This window comes from Stenotrophomonas sp. ESTM1D_MKCIP4_1, assembly GCF_003086895.1.
Lineage (GTDB): Bacteria > Pseudomonadota > Gammaproteobacteria > Xanthomonadales > Xanthomonadaceae > Stenotrophomonas.
Genome location: NZ_CP026004.1, coordinates 2,799,489 through 2,812,644, shown reverse-complemented (window position 1 = coordinate 2,812,644; position 13,156 = coordinate 2,799,489). Strand labels below are relative to the sequence as shown.

Sequence of the window (13,156 nt, the reverse complement as noted above, 5' to 3'; positions counted from 1 at the left end):
CCTTTGTCGCGGCGGCATCACCGTGTTCCTTGCATGGAGAATGCCCATGAAGACGTCTGATACTTCCTTCCCGCCCACCGGTCACGCGCCGGCCAATGCCGATGTGGCAGGCGAGCCCATCACCTTCGTCGCGCAGTTGCGTGGCATCGACGGCGGCGGCGCATCCGATGGCCGCCCTTGGCCAGAGCCACAGCTTGCCCCTGGCCGGCGCATCGCGCTGGCCGATCTGGATTGTGCGCTGGCGGGGCTGCGCACCGTGCATGACATCCTGCTGGCGGCCGAGCGGGCGCGGCAGGATGGCGGGCCGGACCAGGATGTGGGCGAGCGCATCGTGGAGGGCCTGATGCAGGCCTGCCGGGCGCTGGCCATGTATGCCAGCCTGAACGTGCGTCCCTGCTGAGGGAACGTGGCGGGGCAGGGCGGCTGCCTTGCCCCGCTGCAACCCCGGGCGACAGGCACAAAAAAACCCGGACGACTGTCGTCTTCCAGGCTTCTTGTTGACCACCGAAGTGGTCGGGGAGACAGGATTCGAACCTGCGACCTCTACGTCCCGAACGTAGCGCTCTACCAGACTGAGCTACACCCCGAAAGGAGCCGCCTATTGTATTCATTCACCCCGGTGGCGGCAAGGGGTAAATCGACCTTCTTCACATTGCCGGAGCAATGCAACCCTTCAGGGAACAAAAAAGCCTGGAAGACTTCACCAGGCTTCAATGCGACCACCGAAGTGGTCGGGGAGACAGGATTCGAACCTGCGACCTCTACGTCCCGAACGTAGCGCTCTACCAGACTGAGCTACACCCCGAAGGAGCCGCCTAAGATACCGTGTGAAGGCCAAGGCGGCAAGGGTTTTTTACATCTCAGCGACTGTTTTCTTTCTCGAGGCGGTTCCGCTCGCGCGATTCAAACCACATGCCGTTGAGGATGGCCACGGTGGAGGCCAGGCCGGTGCCGAGGATCCAGGCGAAGTACCACATGTTCACTCTCCTTGCATTCGGGGGAGGTGCCGACCGTTCGCCGGCACGCATCACTTGCGGTGGGTGCCGACCGTTGGTCGGCACACCTTTCGATCAATACGCGTTCGGGTTGTCGCCCATCTCTTCAACCGTCGTCTTGCCCTTCAGCACGCGGTACACCCAGGTGGTGTAGGCGAGGATGATCGGCAGGAAGATGGCCGTGGCCAGCAGCATGATCCACAGCGTGAGGTGGCTGGACGAGCTGTCCCAGACGGTCAGGCTGGAGGTGGGCTGGCTGGAGGACGGCAGCAGGAAGGGGAAGATGGCGAAGCCGACGGTGAGGATGATGCCGGCGATGGAAGCGCCCGAGGCGATGAACGCCAGGCCGCCACGGCGTGCACGCAGCAGTACCGCACTGGCCAGCGCACCCAGCAGGCCCAGCACCGGGAACACGAGGGTGGCGGGCATGCTGCTGTAGTTGCGCAGCCAGCCACCGGCAGCGGTGCCGAGTTCAGCGGTCTTCAGCAGCGGGTTGGTCGGGCCATCGGTCACCACCTGCGAGGTGATCTGGTAGCCGGGCAGGCCGAAGGCCACCCAGATGCCCGCCACTGCAAACAGCACGAAGCTGATGAGTGCGGCGACACTGCCGTAGCGTGCAGCGCGTTCGGCCACCGGGCCGTCGGTCTTGATGACCAGCATGGCCGCACCGTGCGAGACCAGCATGGCCACGCTGACCAGGCCGGCGATGAGCGCGAACGGGGTGAGCAGGCCGAAGAACGAACCGGTGTAGGTCACGCGCAGCGTGTCATCGAAATGGAACGGCACGCCCAGCAGCACGTTGCCCACTGCGACGCCGGCAATCAGGCCCGGCAGCAGGCCGCCCACGAACAGCACGCGGTCCCAGTTGTCGCGCCAGCGCTTGGACGGCATCTTGCTGCGGTACTTGAAGCCGACCGGCCGCAGGATCAGGCCGAACAGCATCGCAAAGACCGCCAGGTAGAAGCCGGAGAAGCTGACCGCATACAGCGGCGGCCAGGCGGCGAAGATCGCGCCACCGCCCAGCACCAGCCAGACCTGGTTGCCTTCCCAGACCGGGCCGACGGTGTTGATCACCAGCCGGCGTTCTTCATCGGTCTTGGCCACGAACGGCAGCAGCGTGCCGACGCCCAGGTCGAAACCGTCCATCACCGCCCAGCCGACCAGCAGGATGCCGAGCAGCAGCCACCAGATCACGCGGAGCGTGGTGTAATCAAGTGCAATGAATTCCATCTGGATTCTCCTGCCTCAGGCCTGTCCGGCAGCGGCTGCAGTGGGGGAAACAGGCCGGATGTCAGCCTGCAGCGTCGGCAGGATGTCGTCCGGGCCGGTGCGGATCGCCTTCAGCATCAGCTTGATCTCGATGACCAGCAGCACCGTGTAGGTTGCGGTGAAGATGGCCAGCGTGGTCAGGATTTCATGCAGGGCCAGACCCGATGCCGCGTAGAAGGTGGGCAGCACGCCATCCACCGCCCACGGCTGGCGGCCGTACTCGGCCACGAACCAGCCGCATTCGATCGCGATCCACGGCGCCGGCAGGCTCCACACGGCCAGCTTCAGGAACCAGCGCTTGTCCTGGAAGTTGTTGCGGCAGGAGAAGTAGAACGCCAGGGCGAAGAAGGCGATCAGGTAGAAGCCCAGGCCCGCCATGATGCGGAAGGTCCAGAACAGCGGTGCCACGCGCGGCACGGTATCCATGGCCGCCTTGGAAATCTCTTCCGGGGTGGCGTTGAGGATGTCCTCGCGGTAGCGCTTGAGCAGCAGGCCATGGCCCAGGTCCTGCCAGTGGCGGTCGAACATCTCGCGCGCCTGCAGGTCGGTCTTGTCCTTCTTGATGCGTTCCAGCGCGCCATAGGCGATCTGGCCACCGCGGATGCGGTGCTCGGCGCGTTCCACCAGTTCCAGGATGCCGGGAATCGGCTGGTTCAGCGAACGGGTGGCGATCAGACCCATCAGGTAGGGAATCTTGATGGCGTAGTCGTTCTGCTGGGTGGTCTGGTTGGGAATGCCGAAGGCGGTGAAGTCGGCCGGCGCGCGCTCGGTCTCCCACATGGCTTCAATGGCGGCCAGCTTCATCTTCTGGTGTTCGCTGGCGGCATAACCGCTTTCGTCACCCAGCACCACCACCGACAGCGACGACAGCAGGCCGAACGCTGCGGCCACGGCGAACGAGCGGCGCGCCATGTCCTTGTGCTTGTTGCGCAGCAGGTACAGGGCGCTGATGGACATCACGAAGATGGCACCGGTCACGTAGCCGGCGCTGACGGTGTGCACGAACTTGGCCTGCGCGACCGGGTTCAGCAGGACGGCGGCGAAATCCACCACTTCCATGCGCATCGTGTCCGGGTTGAACACCGCACCGGTCGGGTTCTGCATCCAGCCGTTGGCGATGAGGATCCACACCGCCGACAGGTTGGTACCCAACGCCATCAGCCAGGTGACGGTGAGGTGCTTGACCGGGCTCAGGCGCTTCCAGCCGAAGAAGAACAGACCGATGAAGGTCGCTTCCAGGAAGAAGGCCATCAGGCCTTCGATGGCCAGCGGCGCACCGAAGATATCGCCCACGTAGTGGCTGTAGTACGACCAGTTCATGCCGAACTGGAACTCCATCACCAGGCCGGTGGCCACGCCGATGGCGAAGTTGATGCCGAACAGGGTGCCCCAGAACAGGGTCATCTGCCGCCAGACCTGTTTGCGGGTCATGACGTAGACGCTTTCCATGATGGCCACCATGAAGGACAGGCCAAGGGTGAGCGGTACGAATAGGAAGTGGTACATCGCGGTCAGAGCGAATTGCAGCCGCGACAGTTCTACGACTGTCTGATCAATCATGGCCTGGCTACCTCGTTGGATAGTGCCGTTGCAGGTGGCGGGAAGGGTGGTCTACGGGTGAATGATGTGACCGACTACTTCAAACAGCCTTGATCCAGATCAATGTATGAATGGGTGCCCAAGGGGATCGTATGCCAATCCCGTGACCCCTGCGACCGCTGGCCGCAGGGGGGCGCTTCTGCCTGCGCCTACAATGCCGAGCATCCCCCGTTGCCTGTGAAGACATTGAGCGCTGCCGAACCGACCGCTACCGAGCCTCGCACCGCAGAAGACGCATCGACCCTGCAGCGGCGCGCCCGCACCGCCTGGCTGGCCGGTCTGGCCCATGCGGCGCGGGGCCGGCAGCGGCTGGCGGCCCTGTGCATCAGCCTGTCCGGCGCGCTGTTGATCGGCCAGGCCGCCGCCATCGCCTGGCTGGTGCAGAAGGTGCTGGTGGAACGTGCGCCGCTGGCGAGCGGCCTGCCGGTGCTGGGCGCGCTGGCCGCGGTACTGGTGCTGCGCACGCTGCTGGGCAGCGCCACCCAGGCGGCGGCCGGTGACGTAGCGGACGCGGCGCGGCTGGCGCTGCGCGAGCGCGTGTTCGCGCGCCTGCTCGGCCACGGCCCGCTGTGGCTGCGGCAGCGCCGCACCGGCGAACTGGGCGAGCTGATGCTGCACCACGGCGATGCCATCGAAAGCTATTACAGCGGCTTCCTGCCGGTGCGCACCGAAGTGGTGGTGGTGCCGCTGCTGATCCTGGCCGCGGTGGCGTGGGTGGATTGGGTGGTGGCGCTGATCCTGCTGTTCACCGCGCCGCTGGTGCCGTTCTTCATGATGCTGGTGGGCTGGGGCGCCGAAGCCGCCGGCCGCGCGCAGCTGGGTGAACTGGCGCGGATGAGCGGCCACTTCGCCGACCGCATCAAGGGCCTGGGCCTGCTGCGCCTGTATGGGCAGGGCGAGGCTGAACTGGCCGGCATCGAAGCGGTCGCAGAAGGCGTGCGCGTGCGCACCATGAAGGTGCTGCGCATCGCCTTCCTGTCGTCCACCGTGCTGGAATTCTTCGCCTCGGTGAGCGTGGCGATGGTCGCGCTGTATCTCGGCCTGAGCTACCTGGGGCTGATGTCCCTGCATGCGGCGGTGCCCACGCTGGGGGCGGGCCTGTTCTGCCTGCTGCTGGCGCCGGAGTTCTACGCGCCGCTGCGCCGGTTGGCCGCGCATTACCACGATCGCGCCAACGCGCTGGCGGCGGCGGCCGAGGTGGAACGCCTGCTGCTTGCGCTGCCCGAGGAGCAGGCGGTGGCCGAGGTGGCGGCGGCACCGCTGGCGGTGGAGCCCGCCGAAGCCGCACTGCCGCCGCTGCAGGCCCAGGGCCTGGTGCTGCGCCCGCTGGGGGCCACGCATGATGTGCTGGACGCGGTGGACCTGCGGCTGGAACCGGGGCAGCGGTTGGCCCTTGTGGGGCCCAGTGGTTCGGGCAAGAGCACGCTGCTGGAAGCGCTGGCCGGCTGGCTGCCGCCGCGTGCCGGGCGCGTGCAGCTGCGCCCCGGTGTGCAGGTGGCCTATGCCAGCCAGCGCCCCTACCTGTTCCATGGTTCGATTGCCGACAACCTGCGGCTGGCCGACCCGGCTGCCAGCGATGCGCGCCTGCGTGCGGTGGCCGAGGCGGCGCAGGTACTGCAGTTCGCCCGACGCCTGCCGGAAGGGCTCAATACGATGATCGGTGAGCGTGGCTTCGGCCTGTCCGGGGGCGAGGCGCGGCGCATCGGTCTGGCCCGCCTGCTGCTGCGCGACCCGCAGGTGCTGCTGCTGGATGAGCCCACGGCCTTCCTCGACGCGGATACCGAAGCGGCCTTGTTGAGCAGCCTGGCGGCGTATGCGCGCGGGCGCAGCGTGGTGGTGGCCACCCACAGCCCGGCGGTGATCGCGTGGGCGGATCGCTGCCTGCTGTTGCCCGAGGGGCGCCTGGTCGATCCGGCGCAGGCGGTGCGCGCATGAGCCGTTCGCCCGATTCCCTGCGCGCGGTGTTCCTGCGCCATCGCCCGCGCCTGCTGCTGACGGTGCTGCTGCTGTGGGTGACGATGCTGGCCGGCACCGCATTGCTGGGCCTGTCCGGTGGCTTCCTCACTGCGGCGGCGCTGGCCGGTGCCGCCGGGCTGGCGCAGGGGTTCAACTTCTTCTCGCCCTCGGCCGGCATCCGCGGCCTGACCATGGCCCGCATCGTTTCGCGCTACTTCGAGAAGCTGGTGGGCCACGATGCCACGCTGCGCATCGCACGCGACCTGCGCGTGTGGTTCTTCCGCCGCGCGCTGCCGCTGGCGCCGGCGCGGCTGGGTGCCACCCGTACCGGCGATCTGCTGGCCCGCCTGCTGGGCGACATCGGTGAAGTGGATGGCCTGCTGGTACGCGCGATCGGGCCGCTGGTCGCCTTGGCGGCGTTGTCGCTGGTGGCGGTGGGGTCGGCCGCGCTGATCCTGCCCTCGGCGGCGCTGCTGCTGGCCGTGCTGGCGCTGCTGATCGGCGTGGGCGTGCCATGGCTGGGCGTGCGGGGGCATGACCACGAAGAGGCGGATCGTGCCGCGCACCGGGCGGCGCTGCGGACCGCCGCGTTCGAGGGGCTGGAAGGCGCGGGCGATCTGGCCGCGCTGCATGCCGATGCGGCGTGGCAGTTGAAGGTTCGGGTGGCGGCAAAGCAGCTGGCGTCGCGTGATCGACGTCGGCGCTGGCGCTTGATTGCCGCCTCCACCCTGCATGGACTGGTGGCCGGGCTGGGCCTTGCAGCGATGCTGGCGTTGGCCCTGCATGCAGCAGAACAGCAGCGCATTGCCGCGGAAATGGCGGCCGGCCTGGTGTTTCTTACCGTGGCGATGATCGAGCTGTGGGCGGGCATGGGCCTGGCCTGGCAGTCGCTGCAGTCCGGTCGTGTTGCCGCGGACCGCCTGCAGGCCATCGTCGAGCAGGCACCCACGGTCGAGGACCCGCAGGCGGCGCAGCCGGTGCCGCAGGCCGCTGCGGTGGAATGGGAAAACGTGCACTTCCAGTGGCCGGGCGGGGCGCGTCCGGTGCTGTCGGGGTTGCAGCTGCGCCTGGCAGCGGGTGAGCGCATCGCCATCCGTGGCGACAGCGGCAGCGGCAAGACCACGCTGTCGAGCCTGTTGCTGCGCCTGTGGGATCCGCAGCAAGGGCGGCTGAGTTACGGTGGTTGCGATCTGCGCGACTTCGCCCAGAGCGACTGGCACCGGCAACTGGCATGGCTGCCGCAGAACGCGCCGGTGTTCGCCGGTACGGTGGCCGACAACCTGCGGCTGGGCGACCCGGATGCGGGCGATGATGCCCTGTGGGCGGTGTTGCGGCGTGTGCGCCTGGGTGAGTGGGCTGAACGCAACGGTGGCCTGCAGGCCTGGGTGGGCGAGAACGGCGCGACGATGTCAGCCGGGCAGGCACGGCGTCTGGCGCTGGCCCGCGCACTGCTGCGCAATGCCCCGATCCTGCTGCTGGACGAGCCCACCGAAGGCCTGGACGTGGATACTGCGCGCGCGCTGCTGCTGGATCTGTCCAGCCTGCTGGACGGCCGCAGCCTGTTGATGATCACCCACGACGATCTGCCCGAGGGCGTGGTGGATGTGCAGTACCGCCTGCGTGATGGCGTGCTGGAGCGCGAAGCGTAATCGCGGTCGTGCCGGCCGCTGGCCGGCCCATCCACGCATGGCGTGGATCTACTGATGCGTGCACGCATGGCGTGGATCTACTGTAGAGCCGAGCCCAAGCTCGGCTGCCTTTGTGCGCGGAGCCGAGCATGGGCTCGGCTCTACACCCATCCGGGCGGTCATCGCGAAAATTCGCGCAGCAGCACCGCGATCGACGCGACATTGGCCACCACGCACATCCAGAACACCCACTGGAATTCGGCCTTGCGGTGCTTGTGCCGGAACAGCGCCTGGCCCAGCAGCGCACCGGGCCAGCCACCGGCCAGCGCCAGCAGCTGCAGCGTGCGTTCGGGAATGCGCCACTCCTTGCGCTGTGCCGCCCGCTTGTCATGCCCGTACAACCCCAACGCCACCGTGCTGGCCGCCAGGCACCAGCCACCCAGCCACAGTGGCACGATCTGGCACACCGTCAGCGCAATGAGCGCGCCGAGCACGGCCAGCGCAAGGTTGCGTCGCCAGGCCACTTACAGCGCGTCGAGGAAGCCGCGCACGGCGGGGCCGAAGCGGTCGAAATCGACCAGGAAGGCATCGTGGCCCTGTGGCGATTCCAGGCCGATGAACTGTGCATCGGCACCGCCGGCACGCAGACCGTCGGCCACCTGTTGCTGTTGCTGGACGGGGAACAGGATGTCGGTGTTGGCGCCGATGGCCAGTGCCTTGTCGACACGGATCTTCGCCAGCCCGGCCAGCACATCGCCGTCGGCATACTCGGCCAGGTCGAACCAGTCCATCGAACGGCTCAGGTACAGGTAGCAGTTCGGATCGAAGAAGCGAACGAAGCGGCGGGCATGCCCTTCCAGATAGCTTTCCACCTGGAATTCCAGGCCGAAGGGATCATCGTCGGTCTGGTCCGAATCCAGCCGCACGCGACCGAAGCGGCCATCCCATTCCAGCGCGGAACGGTAGGTGATGACGCCCAGCTTGCGCGCCATGCGCATGCCCGATTCCGGGTAGTCGGTTTCGGAATAGCCCCCGCCGTTCCATTGCGGGTCCAGGCGGATGGCTTCGCGCTGCAGCGAACGGATGGCGATGGAGAAGGGCAATGCCTGCGCGCTGCCGGAAATGTTGATGTGGCTGCGCGCGATGCCCGGCTGCAGCATCAGCACCGCCAGCGCGGTCATGCCGCCCATCGAATTGCCGATGACACAGGCCAGTTGTTCGATGCCCAGAGCATGCACCACCTCGATGGCCGCACGCGCGCCGTCTTCCACCGACAGTTCCGGGAAATCGAGGCGGTAGAGCTCACCGGTGGCCGGGTTCAGCGACGCCGGGCCGGTGGAGCCCTTGCAGCTGCCCAGCGAATTGACGCAGACCACGAACCAGCGGTCGGTGTCGATCGGCTTGCCCGGCCCGACCATGGCTTCCCACCAGCCGGGCGCAGGGTTGGCCGCATTGGCGGCGGCATGCGCATCCGGCGAAAGACCGGTGACGATGAGGATCGCGTTGCCGCCATCGGCCGCGAGCGTGCCCCAGGTTTCGTAGGCCACGCGCGCACCGTGCAGGGCGCCACCGCGCTTGAACGGGAAGGGCGAGGGCAGGGCATGGAAGCGGGTGCCGGGCGGGATGAATTCAGTCATGCAGGCATTCTAGCGGGGCAGACAACGGTAGTGCCGGCCGCTGGCCGGCATGCATGAGGTTGCCGGCCAGCGGCCGGCACTACCGGGTGCAGGTCAGGGGAACCGCAGCTCCACCACGCCATCATGTGGCAGCGTCACGCGCACCACCTCGCTCTGCAGGTCGCCTTCGCTGCGGTTGGCGCTGCCGCTGCGCGAAATGCGTGCCAGTACATCCACTTCAGTGTGGGCCGACAGCGGTGCGGTCGGCATGGGGCTGTCACCGTCTCCCAGCCCCACCGTGGCTGGGAAGCCGGCCAGCGGCAGTCTGCGTGCAGCCACCGGCATCGGCGGTCCGCCCACGGCGCGGGCCAGCACGAACACCTGGGTGCTGGCCGGCCAATCGCCTTGTTTTACTGATGCGGGCAACTGCACGCGTATCTGCAGCAGGGCGGGTGCATCTGTGGCCGGTTCCTGGCCCGCCGCTTCGCGGGCGATGGCAATCTGCGCCTGCAGGGCCTGTGCGGCACCGGGCTCCAGCCGCGGCAGCAGGCTGCTCCAGACATCGGCGGCTTCGGTGTTCCTGCCGCGCTGGCGCAAGGCGATGCCCAGCAGCCAGCTCGCCCGTTCGGCATCCGGTGCCAGGCGGCGCGCCTGCTGCAGCCAGCCCATCGCGGTATCGTCGAACTGCTTGCCCGCATCCGCCTGCGCGCGGGCCTGTGCGGCTTCCACCAGCACGCCGGCATCATCCGGTGCCAGGGCGACAGCACGGGCGAAGGCATCGGCGGCGGCAGTGGCGTCGCCCAGTTCGGCCTGCGAACGGCCCAACAGCGCCCAGCCGTCGGCACGCTGCGGGTCGCGTTGCAGTGCCTGCTGCAGTGCGTTCACGCCATCACGCAGGGTGGCGACCGAGGGCGCCGGCTGCACCTGCGCGGCGCGCGGGTCGCCCACCAGCAGGTACAGGCAGGCACCGACCACGCCGAGCGCCAGCACGCCCAGCATGAAACCACGGCGGCCCTGCTGGCGCAGCGGCCACAGCACCAGCACGGCCATCAGCGCAGCCGCCAGGCCGGCCAGGATTGGCAATGCGTTGCTCACCAGCCGTCTCCTTCATCGGTGTTGCCAGCGGGGCCAGGCGCGACGTTGCGGCCACGGCGTCGAACAATGCCCAGCACCACCACGCCGCCGGCCGCCAGCAACAGCAGTGGCCCGCCCCACAGCAGCCAGGTGCCCGGCTGCAGCGGCGGCTGGTACAGCACGAATTCGCCGTAGCGGGCGACCAGGAATTGTTTGATCTGCGCATCGTCATGGCCCTGCTGCATCAGCTGCAGCACTTCGCGGCGCAGGTCCTGGGCGATCTGTGCGTTGGAATCGGCCAGCGACTGGTTCTGGCACTGCACGCAGCGCAGCTGCGCGGCCAAGTCGTGGAAACGTGCTTCCTCGGCGCCGTCGCGGAAGGCGAGCGGACGCGGGTCGTGCAGCGGCTGCTGGGCAGGCGCCGGCAGTGCCGCACCCAGCAGCAGGGCCAGCAGCAGCCCGCGCAGGGGCTTACGGATTGCCGTGCAGGCCGGCATCGGCGTTGCCCTGGGCCTGCTCGATCTTCTGCAGTGCCGGGATCAGTTTTTCGTCCACCACCTGCTGGGTCATCGCGCCGCTGTACTTCCAGCGCACGATGCCGCTGCCGTCCACCAGGAAGGTTTCCGGCGCAGCGGTCACGCCCCAGTCGATGGCGGTGCGGCCTTCCACATCACTCAGCACCACCATGAACGGGTTGCCCAGCGTTTCCAGCCAGTGCAGCGCGTCGGTCGGTTCGTCCTTCCAGTTGTAGCCGATCACGCGTACGCGCTTGCTCTCGGCGAAGCGGGTCAGCACCGGATGTTCCTCGCGGCAGGCGGCGCACCAGCTGCCCCACACGTTCAGCAGGTAGGGGGCGCCGCGCAGCTCTTCGCTGCGCACGGTCATGCTGGGGTCGTGCAGCACGGGCAGGGCGAAGGCCGGTGCCGGCTTGTCGATCAGGGCCGAAGGCAGCACGTCGCGCTGCGGGTCGCCCGATTTCATCACCCCGTAGATCATCAGCCCCAGCAGGCCGAAGAAGAACAGCACGCCGATCACGATGGCTACCGGCGGCAGCGGGCGGGAGGGGCGCGGGGCGGGGGACTCGGACATGGAAACTCCTACGGACGACGGAAACGGCGGTCAGCGGCGGTGATGAATCCGCCCAGGGCCATCAGCAGTGCGCCCAGCCAGATCCAGCGCACGAACGGCTTGATATGCACCCGTACCGCCCAGGCATTGTTGCCCAGTGGCTCGCCCAATGCCACGTAGACATCACCGCTGAGACGTGCATCGATGCCGGCTTCGGTCATGACCTGGCCGCCGCTGGCGTACAGGCGCTTTTCCGGATGCAGCAGGGCCCGTTCGCGGCCGTTGCGGAACACCCGCAAATGGCCCCGGTTCGCAGTGAAGTTGGGACCTTCGCGATGATCCACGCCCTCGAAGCGCACCGCGTAGCGACCGACCTCCACCTGTTGGCCGGGCGCCAATGCGACCTCGCGCTGCACGTTCAATGCTTCGACCAGCAGCGCGCCGGCCAGGAACACGGCGATGCCGGTGTGGGCCACGATCATGCCCAGCATCTCGGCAGTGAAGCGGCCATTGCCGCGCAGGCGCTGCCAGACAAAGCGTGCAGTACCCAGCCCGACCCATGCCGCGGCGGCCACGCCCAGCCCGGCTTTCCAGCCGTTCTGCGGCGCCTGCCACCAGGCCAGTGCGCCCAGCAGCACGGCCAGGCCCAGCCACGGCGCCAGCAGGGCGAAGGCCCGCGAGGGCTGGTCGCGCTGCCACTTCACCAGCGGGCCGAACGGCAGCAGCAGCACCATCGGTGCCATCAGCAGCAGGAACAGGCTGCCGAAGTAGGGCGGGCCCACCGAGATCTTGCCCAGCGACAGCGCATCGGCCAGCAGCGGATACAGCGTGCCCAGCAGCACCATCGCGCAGGCCGTGGCCAGCAGCAGATTGTTGGCCAGCAACAGCGTCTCGCGCGAGGTAGCGGTGAAACCGCGGCGCGGGTCATCGGCCTCCACGCTCAGGCCGCTGGCACGCAGCACGTACAGCAGCAGGCTGCCGCCGACCAGCAGCGACAGGAACACCAGGATGAACAGCCCGCGCGAGGGATCGGCGGCGAACGAATGCACGCTGGTCAGCACGCCCGAGCGCACCAGGAAGGTGCCCAGCAGCGACAGCGCGAAGGCGGCGATGGCCAGCAGCAGGGTCCAGCTGCCGAAGGTGCCGCGCTTTTCAGTGACGGCCTGCGAATGGATGAGCGCCGCGCCGACCAGCCATGGCATGAAGCTGGCATTCTCGACCGGGTCCCAGAACCACCAGCCGCCCCAGCCCAGTTCGTAGTACGCCCACCAGCTGCCCAGCGCGATGCCCAGGGTCAAAAAGCCCCAGGCGACGTTGGTCCAAGGCCGCGTCCAGCGCAGCCAGCGCGCATCCACGCGACCTTCCAGCAGGGCAGCGACGGCGAAGGCGAACGGCACGGCAAAGCCCACGTAGCCCAGGTACAGCATCGGCGGGTGGATGATGAGCCCAGGGTCCTGCAGCAATGGATTGAGGTCGCGGCCTTCCAGCGGCGCAGGATTCAGCCGCAGGAACGGGTTGGAGGTGAAGATGAGGAAGGCGAGGAAGCCGACGCTGACCACGCCCATCACCGCCAGCACGCGCGCCCGCACCTGAGCGGGCAGGTGCTGCGAGAACAGCGCCACCGCACCGGTCCACAGCGCCAGCACCAGCGCCCACATCAACAGGGACCCTTCGTGTGCGCCCCACACCGCGGAATAGCGGTAGATCATCGGCAGCAGTGAATTGGAATTTTCGGCGACGTAGCGCACCGAAAAATCCTGCTGCACGAAGGCCGCGGTCAACACGGCAAACGCACCGGCCACCAGCAGCAGTTGCGCGAAGGCGGCCGGACGGGCCACCGCCATCCACGCCGCATTGCCGCGCTGTGCGCCCACCAGCGGCAGGCCGGCCTGCAGCAGCGAAGCCAGCAACGCACACAGCAGCAGGATCTGGCCCAGCTCTGGCAACACTC

Annotated in this window: 12 protein-coding genes and 2 tRNA genes; 3 read left to right on the top strand and 11 right to left on the bottom strand. The window is 68.0% G+C overall.

Annotated features, from left to right (window positions below; translation table 11 throughout):
- Window positions 1-46 precede the first annotated feature (46 nt).
- Window positions 47-400, top strand: a complete 354-nt coding sequence (locus C1924_RS12895) for a hypothetical protein (protein WP_108765666.1) — start codon at window positions 47-49, stop codon at window positions 398-400.
- 110 nt (window positions 401-510) lie between these two features.
- Here the strand turns inward: C1924_RS12895 and C1924_RS12890 are convergent.
- The 5 genes from C1924_RS12890 to C1924_RS12870 form a co-directional block, all read right to left on the bottom strand.
- Window positions 511-587: transfer RNA gene (locus tag C1924_RS12890), tRNA-Pro, on the bottom strand.
- A 141-nt stretch (window positions 588-728) separates the two neighbouring features.
- Window positions 729-805, bottom strand: a tRNA-Pro gene (locus tag C1924_RS12885).
- A gap of 55 nt (window positions 806-860) precedes the next feature.
- Window positions 861-977 (bottom strand): cytochrome bd-I oxidase subunit CydX, encoded by a 117-nt coding sequence (cydX, locus tag C1924_RS12880; RefSeq protein WP_079222503.1) that lies wholly within the window; start codon window positions 975-977, stop codon window positions 861-863.
- Window positions 978-1,070: 93 nt separating this feature from the next.
- Window positions 1,071-2,225: a cytochrome d ubiquinol oxidase subunit II gene (cydB, locus tag C1924_RS12875; protein WP_108765665.1), complete on the bottom strand. Its 1,155-nt coding sequence runs from the start codon at window positions 2,223-2,225 to the stop codon at window positions 1,071-1,073.
- A 15-nt stretch (window positions 2,226-2,240) separates the two neighbouring features.
- Window positions 2,241-3,824: a cytochrome ubiquinol oxidase subunit I gene (locus C1924_RS12870; protein ID WP_108765664.1), complete on the bottom strand. Its 1,584-nt coding sequence runs from the start codon at window positions 3,822-3,824 to the stop codon at window positions 2,241-2,243.
- Between the two features lie 225 nt (window positions 3,825-4,049).
- Here C1924_RS12870 and cydD point away from each other — a divergent pair, with 225 nt between their 5' ends.
- Both cydD and cydC read left to right on the top strand, forming a co-directional pair.
- Window positions 4,050-5,798: a thiol reductant ABC exporter subunit CydD gene (gene cydD / locus C1924_RS12865; protein WP_108765663.1), complete on the top strand. Its 1,749-nt coding sequence runs from the start codon at window positions 4,050-4,052 to the stop codon at window positions 5,796-5,798.
- Window positions 5,795-7,468, top strand: a complete 1,674-nt coding sequence (gene cydC / locus C1924_RS12860; RefSeq protein WP_108765662.1) for a thiol reductant ABC exporter subunit CydC — start codon at window positions 5,795-5,797, stop codon at window positions 7,466-7,468. Before cydD ends, cydC begins: the two co-directional genes overlap by 4 nt.
- A 158-nt stretch (window positions 7,469-7,626) precedes the next feature.
- On the opposite strand, the gene C1924_RS12855 is transcribed toward cydC, so the two are convergent.
- The 6 genes from C1924_RS12855 to C1924_RS12830 form a co-directional block, all read right to left on the bottom strand.
- The gene (locus tag C1924_RS12855; protein WP_108765661.1) at window positions 7,627-7,971 is read right to left on the bottom strand and encodes a DUF1294 domain-containing protein; all 345 of its coding nucleotides are present in this window, start codon (window positions 7,969-7,971) and stop codon (window positions 7,627-7,629) included.
- The gene (locus C1924_RS12850) at window positions 7,972-9,084 is read right to left on the bottom strand and encodes a homoserine O-acetyltransferase (RefSeq protein WP_108765660.1); all 1,113 of its coding nucleotides are present in this window, start codon (window positions 9,082-9,084) and stop codon (window positions 7,972-7,974) included. It abuts the gene before it with no gap.
- Between the two features lie 93 nt (window positions 9,085-9,177).
- Window positions 9,178-10,161 (bottom strand): tetratricopeptide repeat protein, encoded by a 984-nt coding sequence (locus tag C1924_RS12845; RefSeq protein WP_108765659.1) that lies wholly within the window; start codon window positions 10,159-10,161, stop codon window positions 9,178-9,180.
- A complete protein-coding gene (locus C1924_RS12840; protein ID WP_108765658.1) occupies window positions 10,155-10,634 on the bottom strand; it encodes a cytochrome c-type biogenesis protein in 480 nt (159 codons plus the stop codon). The genes C1924_RS12845 and C1924_RS12840 overlap by 7 nt, the downstream gene beginning before the upstream one ends.
- Entirely contained in the window at window positions 10,609-11,226 is a 618-nt protein-coding gene (locus C1924_RS12835; protein WP_108765657.1) for a DsbE family thiol:disulfide interchange protein, read from the bottom strand. Before C1924_RS12835 ends, C1924_RS12840 begins: the two co-directional genes overlap by 26 nt.
- Window positions 11,227-11,234: 8 nt before the next feature.
- The gene (locus C1924_RS12830; RefSeq protein ID WP_108767055.1) at window positions 11,235-13,154 is read right to left on the bottom strand and encodes a heme lyase CcmF/NrfE family subunit; all 1,920 of its coding nucleotides are present in this window, start codon (window positions 13,152-13,154) and stop codon (window positions 11,235-11,237) included.
- Between the last annotated feature and the right edge of the window lie 2 nt (window positions 13,155-13,156).